The following is a 21,955-nucleotide window of genomic DNA, read 5'->3' as shown; positions in this document are numbered from 1 at the left end:
ACAGGCCCCACGGTTTGTCAATATCAAACCAACTGCGCCGTTTTCATCAGGGGTTCTCGCACGGAACACCGCCCCGTACTCGCCATCCGCCTGTACCGCGCCACACAAAGGCCCTAGCTGGCGCATGGATTCGACCTGACGGCCACTCAAAAACAGACCGCAAGGTCTGTGTTCCGGGGGATTTTTGGACCGAAGAAAGGGCGACGGGACACCCCGCCGCCCTCTCCCGGGCGCCTCACGCGCCGCCGGTCACGGCCGGTCGGCGGCCTCCTTCGCCGGGACCACCGCCGGGGCCGGTCGCGCGCCCCGCGTCCGGGAGACCGCCACGCCGCCGAGGCAGATCGCCCCGCCCAGCAGGGTCAGCCAACCGGGCACCTCGTCCAGGACGAGCCAGGCGATCAGCACCACCACGGCCGGCACGGCGTAGGTGGTCGCGCCCATCTTCCCGGCGGTGGTCCGCGAGAGCGCGTACGTCCAGGTGGTGAAGGCCAGGGCGGTCGGGAAGAGGCCCAGGTACACCATGTTGAGGGTGGCGGTCAGCGGCGCCTCGGGGAGCTGCGTGAACAGTTGTCCGGCGAACGGCAGGGTCACCGCCGTACCGACGAAGCAGCCGTACGTGGTCACCTGGAGCGGACTCGCGTGCCGCAGCGCCGGCTTCTGCGAGACCACGCCGGCCCCGTAGGTGAGGGCGGCGAGCAGACAGAGCAGCACACCGGTGAGGGAGGAGGAGCCGCCCTTGGACGTGGACAGCCCGACGACGGCCGCGCCGACGAAGGAGACGGCCATCCCCGCCAACAGCTTCGACGGGAAACCCTCCCTGAGGAGCCATCCGCTCAGCAGTGCGATGACGAGGGGGCCGATGTTGACGACCATCGCCGCCGTGCCGGCGTCGACTCCCTGCTCGCCCCAGTTCAGCGCCACCATGTAGAGCCCGAACCACAGCACACCGGAGGCGAGGATGCCCGGCCACGCCTCTCGCGACGGCGGCGGCACCCGCTTGACCAGCAGCACCGCGCCGAGCGCGATCGACGCGGTCAGGAGCCTGCCCAGGGCCAGGGCGCCGGGCCCGAAATGCTGGGCCGAAGCGCGGATGGAGACGAACGCGGAGGCCCACATCACGACGGTGACGGAGGCCGCCAAGAGGGCACGGTGATCGGTTCTGGGAGCGCCAGCCGTTTGATCCATACGAGCAACGTACTCACGCCGGCCCACGCTGCCCAGATCGTCTCGCCCGATCCGGCCACCGGCGGCGCGCTTCGGCTATCCCGGTGAACCGGCCGGTGTCGGACGGGCCGTGAAGACGGTCAGGTCCTCTACGAGCGCCCGCGTGACCGCCTCGCGCATGTCATTGAGGTAAAAGTGTCCGCCCGGGAAGGAGCGGAAGGTGAAGGCGCCCTCGGTCAGCTCGCGCCAGGCCATCGCCTCGGAGGCGCCGACGCGCGGGTCCGACGCGCCGATCAGCACGCTGACGGGCGCGCGCAGCGGCGGACCCGGCTCGTGGCGGTAGGTCTCGACCGCCTTGTAGTCGCCGCGCAGCGCCGGGAGGATCAGCTCCCGGAACCCCGGATCGGCGAGCAGTCGTGCGTCGGTCCCTGCCAGTGCGGTCAACGTGCCGATCAGGGCGTCGTCGCCCCGCAGGTGCACGTCCTCCTCGCGGTGCAGGAGCGCCGAGCGGCGCCCGGAGAGGATCAGCCCGCGCGGGCCCGCGCCGGCGCGCTCCAGGCGGCGCGTCAGCTCGTAGCCGACCAGGGCGCCCATGCTGTGCCCGAAGACGGTCAACGGCCGCCCGCGCCAGGGCCGCAGCGCCTCCTCCACCCCGTCGACGAGCGCGCCGACGCACTCGGGGACCGGCTCCCCGAGCCGCTCCTGACGGCCGGGGTACTGGGCGATGAGCACCTCGGCGTGCGTGGACAGCGCCGGGGAGAACGGGCGGTAGTAGGCGGCGTTCCCGCCGGCGTGCGGGAGCAGCACGATGACGGGTGCGTCCGGTGAGGGCGGGCCGGCGTCGAAGCGGCGCAGCCAGGGACTGCCGGTGGCGAGGGCGGCGCGGGTGGCGCGGTCGGGCCCGGTCACCGCCGCTCCCCCGCCGCGCCGCCCGCCGCAGCCGCGTCCGCGGACCCGTCCGCGGACCCGTCCGTGAGCAGCAGCCTCTTCTGCGGCTTGCCCATGGCGTTGCGCGGCAGCGACGCGACGAAGCGGACCTCGCGGGGGCGTTTGTGCACCGACAGGTGCGCGGCGACGAAGTCGGTGAGTTCGGCGCCGGTGACGCCCTCGGCGACGACGAAGGCCACGATGCGCTGCCCGAGGTCCGCGTCCGGGACGCCGACCACGGCTGCCTCGCTGACCCTGGGATGGTCGAGCAGGGCGTTCTCGATCTCGCCCGCGCCGATCCGGTAGCCACCGGACTTGATCATGTCGATGGAGGCCCGGCCCACGATGCGGTGGACGCCGTCCTCGTCGACGGCGGCGATGTCGCCCGTACGGAACCAGCCGTCCTCGGTGTACGCGGCCGCGGTCGCCTCCGGCCGGCCCAGGTACCCGGAGAACAAGGTGGGCCCGGTGAGCTGGAGTTCGCCGATCTCCGCGCCAGGTTCGGCGGCGATCCGGGTGCGGATGCCGCGCAACGGGGTGCCGACCGTACCCGGGTGCACCTCGCCGCCGGCCCGACCGCTGACGGTGATCAGGGTCTCGGTCATCCCGTACCGCTCGACGGGCCGGTGGCCGGTCAGGGCCTCCAGGTCCCGGAAGACCGGTGAGGGCAGGGCGGCGCTGCCCGAGACGAGCAGCCGGGCCCCGGACAGGGCGGCGGCGGCGCGGGGTTCGGCGGCGACGCGGGACCAGACGGTCGGCACACCGAAGTACAGGCTGCCGCCGGCCGCGGCGTACGCCTCGGGGGTGGGCCGGCCGGTGTGCACGAGGCGGCTGCCCGTGCGCAGCGCGCCGAGGACGCCGAGGACGAGGCCGTGCACGTGGAACAGGGGCAGGCCGTGCACGAGGGTGTCCTCGGCGCTCCACTGCCATGCCTCGGCGAGGGCGTCGAGGTCGGCGGCGATGGCCGCCGCCGTGAGGACCACGCCCTTGGGCGGGCCGGTGGTGCCGGAGGTGTAGAGGATCAGTGCGGGGTCCCGGTCGGCGGCGGGCGGCCGTTGCCGGTCGGGGTCCCTGCCCTTGCGGGCGAAGTCCACGTCGATCTCGACCGCCCCGGAGTCCCGCAGGATGTGCCCCCGTTCGGCGGGCCCGGCGTCGGGCGGCAACGGTACGAGGGGCACCCCGGCCAGCAGCGCGCCGACGGCGGCGGCGACGGTCTCCAGCGACGCGGTCGCGGTGACGGCGAACGCGGGGGCCCCGGTGTCGATGACGTCGGCCGCCACGGCCCGTGCGGCGCCGAGCAGTTGCTCGTACGAACAGACCCGGCCGGCAACGCTGAGAGCGTCGGGCCGGTCCCCGTACACCCCGTCCAGTGCGGTAAGCACGCGCGACTCCCTGATAGTGGTCCCCCCAGGCTACGACCACCCCTCGCGCACCCCCGGTGCCCGACCACATCCCACGCGGGTCCCCGCTGGAATCGGCAGACGGCATCCGCCCCGCCGTCGGGCCGTACATGATGGCAGCAGACTCTCCGGAGGGGTGGGATGGGACGACAGGATGATGCGGACGCGTTGGACGCCGAGCTGATGGAGCGGCTGCTGCCGACCGGTGCGATACGCGCCATGGACGGGTGGCGGGCCGGGCCGGGGGCTCGGTACGCCGCCGGCGCCGGCGCTCATAGCGTGAAGTACGTGCCTGCGCACTGGTCGGGCATCGAGCCGTGGCCCGACGGGCTCTCCGACCGGTCGCAGGCAGGGGCCGTGACGATCAGCCGCGCGCAAGTGGCAGAGGTGGTGCGGGAGGCAGTGCGGGGCGGCCGACAGGCTGAGGCTCTCGTCGCCTCGTATGTGTGGGGACAAGGCAGAATCGGCTACGGTCCGCACCGCCTCAAGGACATCCTGGCCGAGCCGAATGTCGCCGATGCGTTGGCGAGTGCCGACGCGGCCCTGCGGGAGGATGGGGCGACCGCGGCGTATGGCGTGCTGTACCGAGCGGTCAGAGGGCTGGGACCGGCGTTCTTCACCAAGCTCCTCTACTTCCTCGGCCTGACGATGGACGCGGCCGCCACCCCTCGTGCCCTCATCCTGGACCAAAGGGTCGCCCGCGTCGTGCGCGCCCACGCCACGCGGATCGGGCTGGAAGCCGGACTGGCATCGGCGTCGGACGTGGCGACCTGGACGTGGTCGGACGGTGGCTGGACGCCACATCGCTACGAGGTGTACCTGCGCTGGATCACCGCTTCTGCCGAGCAGCTCGTCTCCGCCGGGATCGGGTGGCCTGCGTCAAGCCCTGATCTGCTCGAACTCGCCTTGTTCGACGGCGTCTGGGATCCGACGACCTGACTCTCGAACCCGGCCCGCAACTCTTGTTGCCCAGCCAACGCCCGCCGGCGCCCGGTCGCGGGCGCGGGGCCGGAGTTGCCCGGGGTTGGATGGCTCCCAGAGGCCGCAAGGCGGAGCCCCCGGCCGGGCCCGCGCGTCGGACGGCGTCGCGAACGGGCCCGGCCGCAGGCTCACGGCGTGTGGGCCGGGGTCAGATCACGCCCTGGGCCAGCATCGCGTCCGCCACACGCTCGAAGCCCGCGATGTTCGCGCCGGTGACGTAGTCCCCCGGGGCTCCGTACCGCTCGGCGGTCTCGTAGGACACGGCGTGGATCGACCGCATGATCCGGGCCAGTTCCTCCTCCACCCGCTCGCGTCCCCACGCCACCCGCCCCGCGTTCTGCGCCATCTCCAGCGCGCTGACGGCCACGCCGCCCGCGTTCGCCGCCTTGCCGGGGCCGAACGCGACGCCCGCCTGCTGGAGCACCCGCACCGCCTCCGGCGTCGTCGGCATGTTGGCGCCCTCGGAGACGGCCTTGACGCCGCCCGCGACCAGCGTGCGCGCGTCGTCGACGTCCAGCTCGTTCTGCGTGGCCGACGGGAACGCCACGTCCGCCGGGACCTCCCAGACCCGGCCGCCCTGTACGAAGCGCGCCGACGCCCCGCGCCGGGCGGCGTACTCGCTGATCCGGCCGCGCTCGACCTCCTTGATCTGCTTCAGCAGCGCGAGGTCGATGCCCTTCTCGTCCACGACGTAGCCGGAGGAGTCGGAGGCCGTCAGCGGGTTGGCGCCCAGCTGCTGGAGCTTCTCGATCGTGTAGAGGGCGACGTTGCCGGAGCCCGAGACGACCGCGCTCAGGCCGTCCAGCGACTCGCCCCGGACCTTGAGCATCTCCGCGGCGAACAGCACGGAGCCGTAGCCGGTGGCCTCCGGGCGGATCGCGGAGCCGCCCCAGCCCTGGCCCTTGCCGGTCAGGACGCCGGCCTCCCAGCGGTTGGTGATGCGCCGGTACTGGCCGAACAGGTAGCCGATCTCACGGCCGCCGACGCCGATGTCACCGGCGGGGACGTCGGTGTGCTCACCGATGTGACGCGACAGCTCCGTCATGAACGACTGACAGAAGCGCATCACCTCGGCGTCGGACTTGCCGTGCGGGTCGAAGTCGCTGCCGCCCTTGCCGCCGCCGATGCCGAGGCCCGTCAGAGCGTTCTTGAAGATCTGCTCGAAGCCGAGGAACTTCACCACGCCGATGTCCACGGACGGGTGGAAGCGCAGGCCGCCCTTGTACGGGCCGAGCGCGCTGTTGAACTCGACGCGGTAGCCGCGGTTCACCTGCACGCGGCCCCGGTCGTCCGTCCACGGCACGCGGAAGAGGATCTGCCGCTCCGGTTCGGTGATCCGCTCGACCAGCGCCACGGCCGGGTCGGCGTACTCGGGGCGCGCGGCGAACACCGGGCCGAGGGTGTCCAGGACTTCCCGTACGGCCTGGTGGAACTCGGGCTGGGCGGGGTTGCGGCGCTCGATGTCGGCCCGCAGTGCGTCCAGCCTGTCCTTGGGGTCCTTCACGACGTGTTTCCTCTCGGAGGGTGGCAGGCGGGCGTGCGGGCCCAGGCGGGAGAGTACCGTGCGTCGCCCCGGGCGTGGAGAGGGCTTCCGCCCCCTGGAACGCCCCTGGAGTCCGGCACGCGCCCCGCCGGAGCGGCGCGCTTCGGGCCGCGTTCGCCACCGGCCGTGACGTGGGGGGCCCTTAGGATCGGCGGGACGCGTGGGGGCCGGTCGACCCGGGGGGAAACACCCGTATGGAAATGGCACGTTTGGCGTCGCTCGTTGCCGCGACGATCACCATGGGGTTGGTCAGCGGCCTCTTCTACGGATTCGCCGTGTCCGTGATGCCCGCCCTGCGGCGCGCCGACGACCGGACCGTCATCGAGGTGATGCAGCGCGTCAACGTCGCCATCCTCAACGGCTGGTTCGTCCTCGGCTACATCGGCGCCCTGCTCTTCACCGGCCTGGCCCTGGTCCTGCACGCCGTGTCCGCCCGCGGCGCCGTGCTCGCACCACTGGCGGGGGCGTTCGTGTGCTACCTGGCCGCCATGGCCGTCACGGGTCGGGTCAACATCCCGCTGAACAACGCCCTGGAGAAGGCCGGTCCGCCCGCGCGGATCGCCGACCCGGCCGCCGTCCGCCATGCCTTCGAGGGATCGTGGGTACGGGCCAACGTCGGGCGCACGCTGCTGTGCACGGCGGCCACCGGCCTGCTGGCCTGGGCCCTGATCCTGACGCCCTGACGCCCTGGCGCCCGACGACGGCCCTTGACGCCCGAGCAGGCGGGCGCCGGCGCGCCCGCCTCATGCAGCACGGGCCGTCGTCAGGCGGCGCGCACCACCGCCGACCTGCCCTCCGGCTGCCCCCGTCAGGTACCGGACCGCACCGCGAACCGCTCGCCGCCGGCCCGGGGGGCGGGGCTCAGCAGCCGGGCTTGGAGCCGCCGCAGCTCGGGCGAGGGTTCCGTGCCGAGTTCGTCGGCGAGGACCCGGCGGACGTGCTGGTAGGCCCGTACGGCTTCCGCGCGCCGGCCCGCGGCGACGAGGGCCGTGACGAGCCGGCTGTGGAACCACTCGTTGAGCGGGTAGTCGTTGATGAGCTTGCGCAGCTCGGGGATGGATTCACGGGCCAGGCCGAGCTGTTCCTGTGCCTCGATCCGGATCTCGTAGGCGCGTACGCGCAGTGCCTCCAGGTGGACGAGGTGGCCGGCGAGCACGTCGCCGACGGGGTGGTTCGACAGGGCGGGGCCGCGCCACAGGTCCAGGGCCTCGCGGACGTCGCGCAGCGCGCCGGCCGGGTCGCCGTCCGCGAGCCGGGTAAGGGCCCGGGCGACGAGACCTTCGAAGACGCGGATGTCGATCTCGGCGTCGTCGGCGAGGATGCGGTAGCCGGGCGGACTGGTGACGATCAGGGAGCGCCCGGGGGGCACCAGGTTCTCCCGTACCAGCATCCTGCGGGCGTGGTAGACGTACGTCTGGAGGGTGGTGACGGCGCTGCGCGGCGGTCGGTCGCCCCACAGCTCGTGGATGAGCGCCTCCGCCGTGACGATCTCATGGGGCCGGGTGAGCAGCAGCGCCAGTGTCTGGCAGACCTTCGGGGTCCCGGGCCGGTACACCCGTCCGTCGTCGGCGACGATCTCGAACGGGCCGATGAGATGGAAACGCATGGAAGGTGGCTCCTCGTCAGCGGGACGGCGGCGGCCGGACGGCCGCACCGACGGATGGGCCGCCCCGCCGGATCGCTCCGGCGGGGCGGCCGTCACCGTGTGATCCGCGCCGTCACTCCTCGCCGAGCAGGTAGCGGATGTGCTTGACCAGCTCGCCGACGTCCTCGCGCAGCAGGCTGTAGTGGTCGGCGTCGAGGTCGATGACCGTCGGCGGCTCGGCCGAGTAACCGCTGCTGTTCTCCAGGAACGAGTAGTCGTCACCCACGGCCTTGAAGATGCTGATCGGCGCCTGGAGGGTGCGCTCGGCCAGCTCGCGGAACGAGTACTCGAATTCGTAGGTCTGGCCCACGACCGAGATGATCCGCTCGGCGAGGTCGACGTCGATGCCCTTGAGCTCGCTGATGTACTCGGCGAAGGACGCCTCGTCCCTCGCGACCTCCAGGCACTTCTCCAGGTCCGGACCGGAAATGGTGCCGGTGAAGACGGAGAAGAGGATCGTGGTGTAGCCGCGGTTGGCGAAGGACGCCTCACGGCCCCACACCTTGCCGTTCTCGGCGCGCACCTTCGGGGAGCCCGGGGCGATGAGGAAGAGGTTCTCCACCTTCTCGCCCGCCTGCTCCAGCTGGTAGGCGGTCTCGAAGGCCACGCGGGCGCCGAAGGAGTAGCCCCACAGGGTGTAGGGGCCGGCCGGCTGGAACTCCTTGATGGCCTCGATGTCCGCCTTGGCCATCTCGACGATGGTCTCGTACGGGGTCTCGCCCTCGTTGATGCCGTGCGACTGGACGCCGTAGAACGAGCGGCCGAGCCCGATCTCGCCGGCCAGGGTGCGCAGGTTCATCGGGTACCCGCCCAGACCCGGCCAGCAGATCACGGGGTTGGCCTTGCCGGTCTCCGCGTGCAGCCGCACCAGGCGCGAGGACTCCTGGGCGACCTCGCGCTCCAGGCGTCGGGCGAGCTTCTCGACGGTCGGGGACTCCAGGACGCTCTGCAGCGGCAGGGTGACGCCGAGCCGGGAGTTGAGCTCGCGGATCAGACCGACGGCGATCAGGGAGTTGCCGCCGGACTCGAAGAAGTCGTCCTGCACCGAGACGCTCTCGCGCCGCAGGGACTTCGCCCAGATCGCGCTGATCTCCTTCTCGGTCTCCGTGCGCGGCGCGACGAAGGGGCGTTCGACGAGTTCGGCGTTGACCTGCTCGGAGGCGGCCAGTGCCTTGACGTCGACCTTGCCGTTGGCGGACAGCGGCATCCGCTCGAACACCACGACCCGGTTCGGGATCATGTAGTCGGGCAGGAAGCTGACGAGGTCGTCGCGGATGAGCTCGGCCGGACCGCGCATGTGGACGCTGTCCTCGCGCATGCCCTCGTGGCCGACCTGCTCGTCGCTGATGCGGCCACCGACGAAGAAGTACATCGGGCCGCTCTCGACGCCGTTCGCGGCGAGGACGGCGTCCATGCGGCGCGAGGCGGGCAGCGGGTTGCCGGTCTTGGAGCTGTAGCCGGAGGACATGAAGCCCAGGTTCAGCCCGTTCATCATCAGGTGCTGGAGCTTCTTGCCGAGGGTGATGTACCGCAGCCACTCCTCGGGGGCCCGGCTGTAGACGCTGATGCCGAAGCTCGCCGCCTGGTACACCGACTGGTTGATCGCGATGACGTGCTTCTTGAGGACGATGTCGTCCGAGAAGCGGGCCAGCTCGCCGTCCGCGTAGCGGTACAGGCCCTCGGGCAGGCCGGCGATCTTGCTGCCGTGCGTCTGGACGTAGACCTCGGCGTGGTCGGCGCGCGGGCCGGCGTGCGGGACGAGCTCGAAGGTGCCCAGGTAGTAGTCCTCGTCGGCGACGTCCAGCAGCTCGCGGACGGCCGGCTCATAGGCGCGGTCGTGGATGTCGAGGCCGTAGCCGGGCAGGATCTGCTCGAAGAGGCCGACCATGTGGCCGGTTTCGATCTCCAGGACCTCGACGATGTTGTTCTTGTAGACCGGCTCGATGCCGCTCTTCTTGCCGATGAAGTGGATCTGCGCGGTGGGCTTGCCGGTGGCCTCGCGCTCGCTGATCAGCACGAGCTGGTGGCGGACCGGCTGGTAGTAGTAGTAGCCCGGCTTCAGTCCGCCGACGCCCTCCAGCTCGAAGTACATCTGCGTCGCGTACAGCGCGCCCGGGGAGGCGTAGCCGTACTTCGGCAGCAGCCGCTCCTCGCTGACGTACTGGCCGAACCAGCGCAGGATCTGGCCCAGTTCGGCGAAGGCCAGATCGGCCGCCTTGCGCGAGTAGCCCGCGGTGACCTTGGCGCCGAGCAGGTCGAGCAGGTCGTCCTGGGTGACGGCGCCGCCCTCGTAGAAGCGGTACGTCTTGCGGGCGAAGACCCGGGCGCGCTGCTCGGGGGTGGGCTCGGAGCCCTCCAGGTCGAAGGCCGGGCGGGCGGCGAGCTCGGCGTCGTCGCGCAGGCCCGGGTTGGACAGCTGCGCCTTGACCTGGAGCTTGCTCTTCTTCGAGGCGTGGTGGGAGCCGTGGTTGCCCTGGTCCATCAGGGCGGCTTCCTTCTCGCTCAGCTCGACGCAGGCGATGAGGTTCTGGAAACCGGTGCGGCTGTCGTTCTTGACGATGACGGCCGCGTTGCGGACCCACTCGTGGTTCTCGATCGCGAGGGAGATCTCGTCGAGTTCGACGCGGTAGCCGCGCAGCTTGACCTGGTTGTCGGCGCGGCCGGCGAACTGCACGGTGCCGTCCGGGTTCCACTGGCCCAGGTCGCCCGTCTTGTAGAGGCGGGTGGGCGCGGCGTCCTCGGTGAGCGCGATCTCCAAGAAGCGGTCGGCGGTCAGGTCGGGGCGGTGCAGGTAGCCGCGGGCCAGCTGGACGCCGCCGATGTACAGCTCGCCGATCTCGCCGCCGCTGACGGGCCGCAGGTCCTTGTCGAGGATGTGGTACTCGGTGCGGTGGACGGGGCTGCCGATCGAGATCGACTGCGGGCCCTCGTCCAGGACCTCTGGGTCGACGGTGTACGAGGAGGAGTTGATGGTGCACTCCGTCGGCCCGTACAGGTTGATGAGGGCGCGGCCCGGCATCTCGCGGGTGACCTGGAGGGCGAGATTGCGCGAGAGCGCCTCGCCCCCGCTGAAGATCTGCTCCAGCGAGGAGCAGGCGTCGAACTGCTCGGTATCGATGAGCGCCTGGAGCAGCGTCGGAACGCACTGGACGGTGGTGACGTCGTGCTTCCGGATGGTCTCGATGAGGCCCTCGGGGTCGGCGTAGACGCCGGGGGCGCCCATGACGACGGTGGTGCCGTTGGCCGGGGAGAGGATCTCCCACTGGGCGGCGTCGAAGCTCATCGGGGTCTTCTGCAGGACGACCTTGCTCCGGTCGATGCCGTGCGTCTCGCGCAGCCAGCCGAGCTGGTTGACGACGCTGCGGTGCTCGATCATCACGCCCTTGGGCTTTCCGGTGCTGCCGGAGGTGTAGATGACGTAGGCGAGGCTGTCGGGGCGGCTGCCCTCGGCGGCGGGCGCGGGCGCGCCCTCGGGCAGCACGAACGCGTCGGACTCACGCAGGGTGACGACGGTCACGTCCTTCGGCGCGAGTTCGCGCAGTCGGGACACCAGGCGCTGCTGAACGAGGATGATCTTCGCCTGGCTGTTCTCGATCATGTACCGGAGCCGGTCCTCGGGGTACTCCGGGGACAGCGGCAGGTAGGCACCGCCGGCGGACAGGATGCCCCAGGCGCCGATCATCAGGTCGAGCGACGGCTCGACGAAGAGGCCGACGCAGTCGTCCGCCGAGACACCGAGATGTCTCAGGTACTCGGCCAGGGCCAAGCTTCTTGCCGCCAGTTCACGGTAGGTGAGGCTCTGGTCGCGGTAGACGACCGCGGTCGCCTCCGGGTGCTCCGCGACCCGCTCGGCGAGCAGGTCCGGCAACGCCTTGGTCCCCAGAAGGGTGGGCTCGAGCACGCTGGTCTCCTGAAAGGTCATTTCTCGCTTCCTTAACTTCCTTCGTGGAACAGCGGGCGTGCCCGACGCCCGCGCACCGGACCGCACTTCGCGGCGGCCCGGCCTGCAGCGGCTCACGCGGTACGGACGGCCCCCGCGGGGCCGGGGTGCCACGCGGGGGTGAGCCGGCAGAGCCGGGCGGCGGCCCGGCGTGAAGAAACCGACGGACAGGGGACCAGACTCATTCCCCCGGCAGGGTTGTCGGGACGTGCGCCCCCAGCGCACGGCCCCGGGGAACGGGCGGGCCCCCTCGGCCCGCACGCCCCTCCCCTACCGGTCATGGAGCAACCGGGTCACCAATCCGTTCTCGCACACCTCACGGGCGGCGCCTGCGATGAGTGGGGCGACCGTGTCCTACCCGGCTCCGCCCCCACGGCCTCCGCCGGCTCGGGGTGTGACCAGGCGGTTGCTGGGGGCCGGCTTCCTCAGCGTGACCGGCTCGAACGGCTTCTCGTACATCCTGTGTCTCCCATCCAGGTCGAGGTCTTCGCGTGGTGCGCCGTACGGCGGCGGAGTGGGGCGGGGCGGGCCGGAGCCGGTCAGCGGCCCGTGCGCTCGGCGAGGTGCGTGGCGTGGGCGACGGCGAGCCGGCCGGCGGCCTCCGCGCAGGAGGCGAGGACGGCCATGTTGGCGCGCGCCGAGCGTCCGTCGGTGGCCGCGTCCACGGCCCGCATCAGGTACTTGGTGATGCCCTGGCCGGAGATGCCGTCGGCGGCGGCCCGGGCGACGGCTTCGCGGATGGCCGTGTCGACCTCGGCGGAGTCGATGGCGTCCTCTTCCCGGACCGGGGTGGTGATCAGGAAGGAGCTGTTGTTGCCGAGCGCCCAGTGGGCCTCGACGGCGCGGGCGATGACCTGCTCGTCGTCCAGGCGGTGGGGCGCCCGGTGGCCGCTGGTGCGGCAGTAGAAGGCGGGGAAGTCGTCCGAGCGGTACGCGACGACCGGGACGCACTGCGTCTCCAGGTACTCCAGCGTCAGCCCGAGATCGAGGATCATCTTCGCCCCGGCACAGACGACCGCGACCTTGGAACGGGTGAACTGGATGAGGTCGGAGGAGACGTCCCAGGTCTCCTGCGCGCCGCGGTGCACGCCGCCGATGCCCGCGGAGGAGAAGAACGCGATCCCCGCGAGTTCGGCCGCCACGACGGAGGAGGCGACGGTGGTCGCGCCGAGGCCGCCCCCGGCCAGGACGAGGGGCATGTCGCGGCTGGAGACCTTGGGGATGTCCGGCAGGGAGGCGAAGCGCTCGATGTCGGAGTCCGACATGCCGACGCGGATCCGGCCGGCCTCGATGCAGATCGTCGCGGGCACCGCGCCGCCGGCCCGTACCGCGTCCTCCACCTTGCGGGCGGTGGCGGCGTTGTCGGGGTAGGGCAGGCCGTGCGTGATGACGTTGCTCTCCAGGGCGACGACGGCCGCGCCGTCGTGGAGGGCCTCACGGACTTCCTCGGTGTAGACGACGGGGATGCCGCTGCTTGCGCTCATCGAAGGTCTCTCACTTCTCGTTCCAGTAGCCGGGCGGCTTGACCAGCAGGTCCCGGCGGGCCGCTATCTCGGTGAGGACATGGGCGTCCCAGTCCTCGGGTTCGACCGGCTCCAGCGAGATCGAGACGGAGTCCTCGTCGGTGGTGAAGGTCCGCGTCACCGCGGCGGTCACCGCGTCGTCGATCGCCCGGAGTTGCTCGGCCGTGAAGTCTCTCGGGTAGTGCCGGACGTGGATGTGGGGCACGGACTCGGTTCCTCTCCTTATCGGTGGCGGACGGGTGGCACACCCAGGACGGGGGAGACCTCGGTGTGCCACCGCCACTCCCGGCCCCATCAGAGGGGTTCGGTGGGGCGGGGAGTCGGGGAGGGGACTCCGTCGCGCGTCAGGCGTCGACGGGCTCCCGCGCATGGGCCCTGGCCGCTTGCCTCCTGGCCCGGCCGGGGCGCGGCTGGGCCAGGACGACGGCGGCGACCACGGTGAGCGCGCCGACGAGTTGGAGCGGCGACAGGGCCTGGTCGAGGACGAAGTAGCCCAGCAGGGTGGCCGCGAGCGGCGAGGCGAAGCTCAGGAACGAGACGGCGAGCGCGGGCAGCCGCTCCATGCCGCGGAACCAGATCGCGTAGGCGAACAGGGCCCCGATGATGCCGAGGTAGGCGAAGCCCGCCAGGTTCTCGCCGGTGATCGTGTCGGGCAGTCCCTCGCCGATCAGCAAGACCGGCAGGAGCACCAGGCCGCCGACGGTGAGCTGCCAGCCCGTGAAGGTCAGCAGGCCCACGCCTTCGGGGCGGCCCCAGCGCTTGGTCAAGACGATGCCGGAGGCCATGCTGAGCGCACCCAGCAGACCGGCGATGACACCGGTGGCGTTGAGGCCGGCGTTCGGTTGGAGGACCAGCAGGGCCACCCCTGCGGCGCCGAGCGCGCAGGCGACCAGGTGGATCTGCTTGATCTTCTCCTTGAGCAGCAGGGCGCCCAGGAGCAGCACGATCATCGGCTGGATGGACATCACCAGCGCCGCGACCCCGCCCGGCAGGTGGTACGCCGCGACGAACAACAGGTAGAAGAAGGCGCCGATGTTCAGGACGCCCAGGACCAGCGCACGCCACCACCAGATGCCGCGGGGCAGGGTGCGGCCGACGAGTACGAGGAACAGGCCCGCGGGCAGCGCCCGCAACACGGCCGCCAGCAGCGGACGGCCCGCCGGCAGCAGCTCGGTGGTGACCAGGTACGTCGAACCCCAGACGGCGGGTGCGAGCGCGGTCAGGGCCGAGTCGGACAGCGCGCGACTCTTCATTGGACCACGGCCGAGTCGGTGGTACCGAAGAAGCGGTCGCCGAAGTCGCCGAGGCCCGGGATCATGAACGCGTCCTCGTTGAGCCGCTCTTCGACGGACGAGGTGACGATCTTGACGAGGGGGTGCTGGGTGTTGACCGCCTCGATGCCCTCGGGTGCGGCGAGGAAGTTGACGAACACGATGTTCTCCTCGCGCACGCCCACCTCCAGCAGCAGGTCGACGGCGGCGTTGGCGCTGCCGCCGGTGGCGAGCATCGGCTCCAGCAGCAGCACTTGCCGGTGCGCGATGTCGTCCGGCAGGTTCTGGTAGAGGAAGTGGGGCAGCTTGGTGGTCTTGTCCCGCTGGATGAGCATCTTGCCGACGCGGATGTCGGGTACGAGGGCGCGCAGCTCGTCCACCATCGAGTCCCCGGCCCGGATCACGGGCACGGCGCACAGGTTCGGCGTGAACTTCAGCCCGTCGAAGGTCTCGCCGGTCGGCGTGACCACTTCCTGCTTGTCGAAGGGCAGCAGGTCCAGCGCCGATTCGAGCAGGAGGCGGATGATGCGCCGGGAGTAGAAGACGAAGTCGGCGCGGGAGGCGTCACGGTCTCGGATGATCGTGTGCATCGCCCGTAGCTGGTTGGTCTGCGGCAACGGATGGACGTTGTGGTGGCCGGTCGCCATGGGAACCTGCTTCTTGTCGGTCGGTGGAGACGGGCTGCGGCCGGGGCCCGACGGGGGTGCCCCCGGGCGGCCTCAGTGTGAAGCTGATCGACCAGCACTTTTGCCGGCATTGACCGAGGGGATGTGCCCCGGTATGACGGCTTTCAGTACATGTCGCGGATGCTCTCCAAAAGCCTCGTTGGTACCGATCCGTGGGTCAACGGGCCCTATGTCAGATCAGTGTCAACCTTCGCCAGGTCCATGTCAGAGACCGTCAGTTGTCGGCCAAATTCCGAGAGGGTGGGCGCTTCGGCCGGGTGCGGGACGCCGCGAACCCCGGACGGATCAGGCGGCGCGCGCCGCGGCGGGGTTGTCCCGCCGGGTGTGGGCCAGTACGACGGCGGTCAGGGCCGCGAGTTCGTCGGCGTCGGGCCGGCCCCTCACCAAGCGGATGAACCGGCCGGAATCATGCCTGCTCACAGGGTGCTCCTTGTCTCGCGGACGGCCGGCCCGCCCGCGTACGGAAGGGCCGCCGGTCCGACGGCGGTGTCGCTCGGCGCGCCCACCGCCACGGCCGGCCCGACGGCGGCGTGCGTCGTGTGGACCAGGGCCCCCGGCAGGATGCGCCGGACCAGGCCGCCGAGCACCCACCCGGGCCCCACCTCCACGTACCGGTCGGCACCCGAGGCGGCGAGCGTCGCGACGGCCCGCGTCCACCGCACCGGGCTGGTCAGTTGGCCGCGCAGCGCGACGACGGCCTCGGCGGCGGTCTCGATCCGCCCCCCGGTGACGCTGGAGACCAGCGGCAGCACCGGGTCGCGGAAGGCGGTGGCGATCAGGGTCTCGGTGAACTCCGCCTCCGCGTCGCGCAGCAGGCTGGAGTGGAAGGGGCCGCCGGACCGCAGCGGACGCACCCGCGCCCCGGCCGCGCGGGCGGCCTCGGCGAGGTGGGACACCGCCTCGACCTCCCCGGAGACCACGGTCTGGCGGGGTTCGTTGTCCCCGGCCACCTCGACGACCCGGTCCGTCGCAGCGCGAGTCTCGGCGCACAGCCGCACCAGGTCCCGTCGACTCAGGCCGATGACGGCCGCGGTGGCGCTGCCGACCCGGTCGCCGACGGTGGCGACGAGTTCGCTGCGCAGCCGGACCAGCCACAGCGCGTCGGTCCACTCCAGGACCCCCGCGGCGACCAACGCCGCGTATTCGCCGAGGCTGTGCCCGGCGACCGCGTACGGCTCCAAGCCCTCGCCGCGCAGCACTTCCAGGGCTGCCAGGCTCGTCAGGAACAGGGCGGGTTGCGCCACGACGGGGTCCTCCAGGTCCCGGTCGGAGCCGTCCCGGCAGAGCCGCGCCAGGGGGATCCCGAGGAGGTCGTCGGCGACCCGGAAATAGGTATCCGCGAGTTCCGGGCGCCGGGCGAGCAACTCTCTGCACATGCCGGCGCGTTCGGAGCCCTGGCCGGGGAAGACGAAGGCGGTACGGGTCATCCGGTCACGTCCTTAATCTGCGGTCAACCGGCCAGGGGCGTGCGGTCCGGCCAGGGGGCGGACGCACCGCACACGGTGCCGCCGGTGGCCAGCCAGCTGTTGGGAACCCAGCGGACGTCGACCACCGCGGGGGCGGTCCCGGCCACCGCCACGGCGGCGGCGTGGGAGGTGTCGGCGGGTATGCCGGCCATGGTCCAGTCGTCCGGGTGCCGGTCGTGGTCGGTGCCGAGGTAGTCCTCGGCGGGGGAACGGCTCAACCCTGTCCCGAGTCCCTTGAGAAACGCCTCTTTTCTGGTCCAGATCTGGCCGAAGAGCTGTCGACGGGCCTCGCCGGCCGCGGCATTCGCGATCTCCAGTTGCTCGTCCGGGTGCAGCGCCTTCGAGCAGATGTCGACGGTCTCCACTCCGGGCAGCTTCTCCACGTCGACGCCGAGCGGAACCGTGCCCACGCCCACCAGCGCGACCCCACCGCTGTGCGAGAGGGAGTAGTGCAGCGGTGGCGGCGGCGGGGACATCGCGGGGCGGCCGTGCGGTTCGCCGCAACCCGGGCAGGGTTCGCGCATGAAGCGCACGTCCTGCGGCAGGGTCTGCGTGTAGCGGCCGAGCAGCCGACGCACCGCCACGTGGGCGGCCGCGTAGAGCAGGCCGTCGGAGCGCCGGATGAAGGCGTCGGTGTGTTTGCGCTCCTCCGCGTCCAGTTCCGCGAAGGCCAGCGCTTCGGCGTCGACCCCGGTGGGGCGGCGCACCAGCCACAGGTCGACCCGGTCCGGGGAGAGGGTGAAGTCGGCGTCGGGCAGGTCGAGGTGGTTCACGACCGGGCGGACGGTCTGCCGCAGGGTGGTCGTCGTCATGCCGGGACTGCTGCCCCGCGCAGGTGCGACTCCGGGCCGAACTGGCCGACGAGGCAGTCGATGAGCTCCTGCGCGCTGTTGCCGGTCAGCAGCCGCTGGAGGTTCAGGTCGACGCCCAGCACCGACTCCATCCGGTACTGGAGTTCGATGCCGGAGATCGAGCCGATGCCCAGGCAGCCCATCGGGCGGCCCGTCGTGTCGACGCGGTGCGGTTCGATGCCGAGGATGCGGCCGAGCTCCTCGCGCACGTACTGCTCCAGCATGCGGGTGCGCTCGCGCTTGCCGACGGTGTGCAGGAGGGTGACGTCGGGCGGGCTGATGTGGACCAGCCCGCTATCCGTCTCGTATGTGTGCGACAGGTGAAGTGTGGTCATGATGCGCTCCTGGTCACGGTCACGGCGTACGGGTGTCCCCGTACGCCCGGGGAAGTGGGAAAGTCGGGTACAGCACGGCCAGGGAACAGCCGTCAGGGCCGCGTCCGGTGGGACGCAGGTCTGGATGCAGGGCCCGCCGGCCGGCGTTCGGCCGGGAGCCCGCGGGTAGAGCGCGTAGCCCAGCGGCGCGGCCGAGGGGGCCCGCGGAGACGGCACAAGCGGGGGCCGGCCGCAACGCCATCCGCGCCGAGTCCAAGGCGCCCGGCGCGAGCGGGGCGCCGGCCGGCAGGCCGTCAGTCGACGGCGCGGACGATCACCGCGGAGTTGAAGCCGCCGCGGCCCCGGGCGAGGACCACCGCGGTGCGCACCGAGGCGGTCCTGGGTCGTACGGCGACCAGGTCGAGGTCGTAGGCGGGCGACAGTTCCACGTTGGTGGTCGGCGGGATCAGGCCCTCGCGCATGGCGAGCACCGCCGAGACGACGTCCACCGGGGCGGCGCCCGCGCCCAGGCGCCCGGTCGTCGTCTTGGGCGCGGTGACGGGTACCCCGCGCGGGCCGAACACGCTGGTGATGGCCTCGGCCTCCTCGCGGTCGAGCCGCTTGGTGCCCGCGGCGTCGGCGAAGACCACGTCGACCTCGGCGGGGTGACAGCCCGCGTCGGTGAGCGCCGTGTCGATGGCCCGGCGCAGACCCGGTTCGCGCCCGCTGTCGGGCCGGGGGTCGAACGTCGCCCCGTATCCGGCGAGTTCGCCGTAGACGGTGTCGGCGCCGCGGGCGAGGGCGCTGTCCTCGTCCTCCAGGACGAGCAGGGCGCCGCCCTCCCCCGGTACGTATCCGGCCGCCGCCTCGTCGAAGGGCAGGTAGGCGCGGTCGGGGTCGGCTCCGGTCGACATCAGACCACCGGCGAGCTGGGCCGCCCAGCCCCAGGAGGAGATCGGGGCGTCGAAGCCGCCGGTGGCGGCCAGTTTGCCGCCGGCGCGGATCTGGCGTCGGGCGTGCGCGAGGGCGTCGAGGCCGCCGGCGTGGTCGCTGACGACGACTCCCGAGGGCCCCTGCAGACCGTGCCGGATGGAGATCTGCCCGCTGTTGACGGCGTAGAACCAGGCGAAGGACTGGTAGGCGCTGACGTGGTTGGCGCCCCGACCCCACAGCTTGCGCAGCTCGTTGCCGCCGAACTCGACCCCGCCGGACCCGGCCGCGGTGACCACGCCCATCCGGTACGGGTCGAGGTCCCCCGGCGTCACTCCGGCGTCGGCGAAGGCGTGGTCGGCGGTGGCCACGGCGAGCTGGGTGACCCGGTCGGTCTGCGGTACGAGCCGTCCCGGCAGGTGTTCCTTGGCGTCGAAGCCGTGGATCTCGCCCGCCAGACGGGAGGGGTAGGAGGAGGCGTCGAAGCGGGTGACGGGCCCGATCGCGTTCTTGCCGATCCGGGTCGCCGCCCAGAAGTCCTCCACTGCGATCCCGCTGGGGGCGGCCACGCCGATGCCGGTGACCAGGGTCCTGGCACTCATGTGGTCCTCCTGTCGGGGCGGGTCAGCACCATCGCGCTGTGGAACCCGCCGAAGCCGCTGCCCACGGTGAGGACGGCGTCGGTGCGGTGTTCCCGCGCGTGAAGCGGGACGTAGTCGAGGTCGCACTCGGGGTCGGGAGTACGCAGGTTGGCGGTGGGCGGCACCACGTGGTGGCGCATCGCGAGGACGGAGGCGGCGATCTCCATCGAGCCGACCGACCCGAGCGAGTGTCCGATCATCGACTTGATGGAGCTCATCGGGATCCGGTAGGCGTGCTCGCCGAGGGCCCGCTTGTACGCGGCCGTCTCGTGCAGGTCGTTCTGCCGGGTGCCCGAGCCGTGCGCGCTGACGTAGTCGATGTCCGCGGGGCGCAGGCGCGCCACGTCGAGGGCGACCGTGACGGCCTCCGCCAGCTCGCGCCCGTCGGGGCGCAGGCCGGTCATGTGGAAGGCGCTGGAGCGGGCGGCGTGTCCGGCGATCTCCGCGTAGACGTGCGCGCCGCGCCGGCGGGCGGCCGCCAGCTCCTCCAGTACGAACACGGCGGCGCCCTCGCCCAGGACGAAGCCCTTGCGGGAGGCGTCGAAGGGGCGGGAGGCGGTGCCCGGTGCGTCGTTGTACGGGGTCGTCGCCTTGATGGCGTCGAAGCAGGCGAGGGTGATCGGCGTGATCGGCGCGTCGGTGGCGCCGGTGACCATGACGTCGGCGCTGCCCTCGCGGATCAGGTCGGCGGCGTGCGCGACCGAGTCGATGCCCGAGGTGCAGCCGGTGGAGACCGTGGTGACGGGGCCCTCCGCGCCGACGGCCCAGGCCACCTCGGCGGCGAAGGAGCTCGGCACGAAGTGGTCGTAGAGGCCGGGCGAGGCATAGGTGTGGTCGAGCACGTCGAGCCGGCCGTCGTGGCTGACGGCACGGTACTCGCGGTAGAGCGCGCCCACGGCTCCGGCCCCGGTACCGAGGCTGACACCGGTGCGGTGCGGGTCGAGCCCGGTGAGGGCGAGCCCGCTGTCGGCGAACGCCTCGCGCGCCGAGACCACGGCGAACTGGGCGGCGCGGTCCATGCGGCAGATCTCCCGCGGGGTCAACCCGTGTGCCCGCGGGTCGAAGTCGACCTCGGCCGCCACCCGGGAGCGGAACGCGGAGGCGTCGAAGAGGGTGATCCGCCGCGTCGCGGTGCGCCCTTCGCTCAGCAGGCGCCAGAAGGCCCCGGTGCCGGTGCCTCCGGGTGCCAGCACTCCCACCCCCGTGATCACGACCCGGCGAGCCACCGGCACGGCCCTCCCCTCGTGTCGGCGTGGCGGCGACTCACTCGGACGCCTTCCAGTCGTAGAAGCGGGTGGCCATGGCGTCGGCCGGGGTGCGCCAGGTCGCCGGGTCGTACGGCTGGATGAAGGGCAGCAGGTCGTGGCTGATCTGCATGAAGCGGGGGTCGTGGCGGGACTCCTGGATGCGCCGGCCGCCGTCGTCCTCGGCGAAGTCCTGGAGGTGGAAGTAGAGGCCTTTGTACATGAACAGCCGACGGCGCAGGGTGCCCATCCGCTCGGGCATGTCGGTCTTGTCGAACTCGGCGAAGAGGTGCGCCACTTGATCGCTGGACATGCTGTCCATCCGGGCCACGATCAGGTTGCTGTGCGTCATCTGGTCTCTCTCTTCCGTGCGTCGGGGAGTGGTTCACGGGTGCTACAGCCGGATGAAGCCCGCGACGCCCAGGAGCCTGCGGGCCAGTTCGCGGCGGGCCTGGCGGGGGCCGGTCGCCTGCCACTTCTCGACGGCTTCGGCCGGCAGCCGGGTCACCTCGGCGCTGACGGGGCGGACGGGGTGGACGATGGCGAAGTGCTCGCGGAACGCCTCCAGCGGCGCGAGCCAGGCCCGGCCCAGCACGATCAGGTCCTGCTCCAGGTCGGTGATCTGCGCCAGGCAGCTCTCGGCGACCGCCGTGAGGGCGGCCGCGACGGAGACGGAGCTGTCCGGCAGCACGTCTTCGCAGTCCCTGGGCGCGGGTGTTCATCAGCAGCCGGCGGCCGACCGGGTGCCGCTCGCCGTGGTAGCTGTCGAACAGGGCCGGCGGCGCGTCGCCGCGTACCTCGGCGGCGAGTTTGCAGCCCAGGTTGACGGCGTCCTGGATGCCGGTGTTCATGCCCTGGCCGCCGGCGGGGAGGTGGATGTGGGCCGCGTCGCCGGCCGGCAGCACACGGCCGCGCCGGTACTCCCCGGCTTGCCGGGCCGCGTCGCCGAAGGCGCTCACCCACACCGCCTTGGCGGCGCGGCAGGTCGTCTCCCCGAGCACGCCGAAGTCGAGCGGCAGACCGCCGAAGTGGCCGAGGGTGCTGGTCTCGATCTCGCCGAAGCGGGCCAGGAGGCCGCGCTGGTCGAAGGTCTCCAGGGTGCGCGCGGTGAAGCCGAGGCCGCGCGATTCTCCCGTACGCCGTTCAAGCCGCTCCAGAACGACGACGTGGACCCCCGCGAGCCGCAGTTCGCCGGCGAGGGTCATTCCGATGGGTCCCGCGCCGACGACGATGACCGGTGCGCCCATCACGTCTCCTTGAATTCGCCTCCGGAGACAGTGCACCGGATCTTGACTACAAGGTTCTTCGGATGCGAACGGGCATTCAATGGCGGTGGATTCAGGAGTCGGTCAGGTTCCACAAGAGCCGGTCCGCAGCCTCGGAGGACGGCCAAGAGCATGTCAAGGAAAGGACAGGTCAGGGCGCGACC

At 71.8% G+C, this 21,955-nt stretch carries 20 protein-coding genes and 1 pseudogene; 2 read left to right on the top strand and 19 right to left on the bottom strand.

Annotation, left to right across the window (positions count from 1 at the left end; all coding sequences use genetic code 11):
• Positions 1–249 precede the first annotated feature (249 nt).
• The 3 genes from ABZ934_RS25580 to ABZ934_RS25570 all read right to left on the bottom strand — a co-directional run bounded on the left by ABZ934_RS25580 (position 250) and on the right by ABZ934_RS25570 (position 3,473).
• Positions 250–1,185 (bottom strand): DMT family transporter, encoded by a 936-nt coding sequence (locus ABZ934_RS25580; protein ID WP_361317423.1) that lies wholly within the window; start codon positions 1,183–1,185, stop codon positions 250–252.
• A 75-nt stretch (positions 1,186–1,260) separates the two neighbouring features.
• Positions 1,261–2,073 (bottom strand): alpha/beta fold hydrolase, encoded by an 813-nt coding sequence (locus ABZ934_RS25575; RefSeq protein WP_361317421.1) that lies wholly within the window; start codon positions 2,071–2,073, stop codon positions 1,261–1,263.
• Complete coding sequence (locus tag ABZ934_RS25570; RefSeq protein ID WP_361317419.1) at positions 2,070–3,473, bottom strand: AMP-binding protein; 1,404 nt, start codon at positions 3,471–3,473, stop codon at positions 2,070–2,072. Before ABZ934_RS25570 ends, ABZ934_RS25575 begins: the two co-directional genes overlap by 4 nt.
• 186 nt (positions 3,474–3,659) lie before the next feature.
• Between ABZ934_RS25570 and ABZ934_RS25565 the strand changes: the two genes are divergently transcribed.
• Positions 3,660–4,430 (top strand): hypothetical protein, encoded by a 771-nt coding sequence (locus tag ABZ934_RS25565; RefSeq protein WP_361317417.1) that lies wholly within the window; start codon positions 3,660–3,662, stop codon positions 4,428–4,430.
• 190 nt (positions 4,431–4,620) lie between these two features.
• On the opposite strand, the gene gdhA is transcribed toward ABZ934_RS25565, so the two are convergent.
• Positions 4,621–5,976 (bottom strand): NADP-specific glutamate dehydrogenase, encoded by a 1,356-nt coding sequence (gdhA, locus tag ABZ934_RS25560; RefSeq protein ID WP_361317414.1) that lies wholly within the window; start codon positions 5,974–5,976, stop codon positions 4,621–4,623.
• 233 nt (positions 5,977–6,209) lie between these two features.
• Between gdhA and ABZ934_RS25555 the strand changes: the two genes are divergently transcribed.
• On the top strand, positions 6,210–6,698 hold the full coding sequence (locus ABZ934_RS25555; RefSeq protein ID WP_361317411.1) for a DUF1772 domain-containing protein: 489 nt from the start codon (positions 6,210–6,212) through the stop codon (positions 6,696–6,698).
• 125 nt (positions 6,699–6,823) lie between these two features.
• Here ABZ934_RS25555 and ABZ934_RS25550 read toward each other — a convergent pair whose 3' ends face one another.
• From ABZ934_RS25550 to ABZ934_RS25480, 15 genes and pseudogenes are all read right to left on the bottom strand, one after another.
• Complete coding sequence (locus ABZ934_RS25550; protein ID WP_361317409.1) at positions 6,824–7,621, bottom strand: BTAD domain-containing putative transcriptional regulator; 798 nt, start codon at positions 7,619–7,621, stop codon at positions 6,824–6,826.
• A 112-nt stretch (positions 7,622–7,733) separates the two neighbouring features.
• A complete protein-coding gene (locus ABZ934_RS25545) occupies positions 7,734–11,582 on the bottom strand; it encodes an amino acid adenylation domain-containing protein (RefSeq protein ID WP_361317406.1) in 3,849 nt (1,282 codons plus the stop codon).
• Between the two features lie 557 nt (positions 11,583–12,139).
• Entirely contained in the window at positions 12,140–13,084 is a 945-nt protein-coding gene (locus tag ABZ934_RS25540; protein WP_361317404.1) for a pseudouridine-5'-phosphate glycosidase, read from the bottom strand.
• A gap of 10 nt (positions 13,085–13,094) precedes the next feature.
• Positions 13,095–13,328: a tautomerase family protein gene (locus tag ABZ934_RS25535; RefSeq protein WP_361317402.1), complete on the bottom strand. Its 234-nt coding sequence runs from the start codon at positions 13,326–13,328 to the stop codon at positions 13,095–13,097.
• A 139-nt stretch (positions 13,329–13,467) separates the two neighbouring features.
• Positions 13,468–14,376: an EamA family transporter gene (locus ABZ934_RS25530; RefSeq protein ID WP_361317399.1), complete on the bottom strand. Its 909-nt coding sequence runs from the start codon at positions 14,374–14,376 to the stop codon at positions 13,468–13,470.
• Positions 14,373–15,041 carry a uracil phosphoribosyltransferase gene (gene upp / locus ABZ934_RS25525; protein ID WP_361317397.1) on the bottom strand — a complete coding sequence of 223 codons (669 nt, stop codon included), beginning with the start codon at positions 15,039–15,041 and terminating at the stop codon, positions 14,373–14,375. The genes ABZ934_RS25530 and upp overlap by 4 nt, the downstream gene beginning before the upstream one ends.
• Before the next feature lie 324 nt (positions 15,042–15,365).
• Complete coding sequence (locus tag ABZ934_RS25520; protein ID WP_361317394.1) at positions 15,366–15,500, bottom strand: acyl-CoA carboxylase subunit epsilon; 135 nt, start codon at positions 15,498–15,500, stop codon at positions 15,366–15,368.
• Positions 15,497–16,507, bottom strand: a complete 1,011-nt coding sequence (locus ABZ934_RS25515) for an ACP S-malonyltransferase (RefSeq protein WP_361317392.1) — start codon at positions 16,505–16,507, stop codon at positions 15,497–15,499. Before ABZ934_RS25515 ends, ABZ934_RS25520 begins: the two co-directional genes overlap by 4 nt.
• 23 nt (positions 16,508–16,530) lie before the next feature.
• Entirely contained in the window at positions 16,531–17,358 is an 828-nt protein-coding gene (locus tag ABZ934_RS25510; protein ID WP_361317389.1) for a 4'-phosphopantetheinyl transferase superfamily protein, read from the bottom strand.
• On the bottom strand, positions 17,355–17,732 hold the full coding sequence (locus ABZ934_RS25505; RefSeq protein WP_361317387.1) for an acyl carrier protein: 378 nt from the start codon (positions 17,730–17,732) through the stop codon (positions 17,355–17,357). Before ABZ934_RS25505 ends, ABZ934_RS25510 begins: the two co-directional genes overlap by 4 nt.
• A 293-nt stretch (positions 17,733–18,025) precedes the next feature.
• Entirely contained in the window at positions 18,026–19,243 is a 1,218-nt protein-coding gene (locus ABZ934_RS25500; RefSeq protein WP_361317385.1) for a ketosynthase chain-length factor, read from the bottom strand.
• Complete coding sequence (locus ABZ934_RS25495) at positions 19,240–20,508, bottom strand: beta-ketoacyl-[acyl-carrier-protein] synthase family protein (RefSeq protein WP_361317564.1); 1,269 nt, start codon at positions 20,506–20,508, stop codon at positions 19,240–19,242. Before ABZ934_RS25495 ends, ABZ934_RS25500 begins: the two co-directional genes overlap by 4 nt.
• A gap of 37 nt (positions 20,509–20,545) precedes the next feature.
• Positions 20,546–20,878: a TcmI family type II polyketide cyclase gene (locus tag ABZ934_RS25490; RefSeq protein WP_361317382.1), complete on the bottom strand. Its 333-nt coding sequence runs from the start codon at positions 20,876–20,878 to the stop codon at positions 20,546–20,548.
• Positions 20,879–20,920: 42 nt separating this feature from the next.
• A complete protein-coding gene (locus ABZ934_RS25485) occupies positions 20,921–21,217 on the bottom strand; it encodes a hypothetical protein (protein WP_361317380.1) in 297 nt (98 codons plus the stop codon).
• Positions 21,218–21,224: 7 nt separating this feature from the next.
• Positions 21,225–21,773: pseudogene (locus ABZ934_RS25480) on the bottom strand (FAD-dependent monooxygenase); the annotation flags it as partial.
• Positions 21,774–21,955 lie beyond the last annotated feature (182 nt).

Origin of the sequence: Streptomyces sp. NPDC046557, from assembly GCF_040645975.1 — a bacterium.
Taxonomy (GTDB): domain Bacteria; phylum Actinomycetota; class Actinomycetes; order Streptomycetales; family Streptomycetaceae; genus Streptomyces.
The sequence above is the reverse complement of the archived record's forward strand: the minus strand, read 5'-3'. Positions and strand labels throughout refer to the sequence as shown.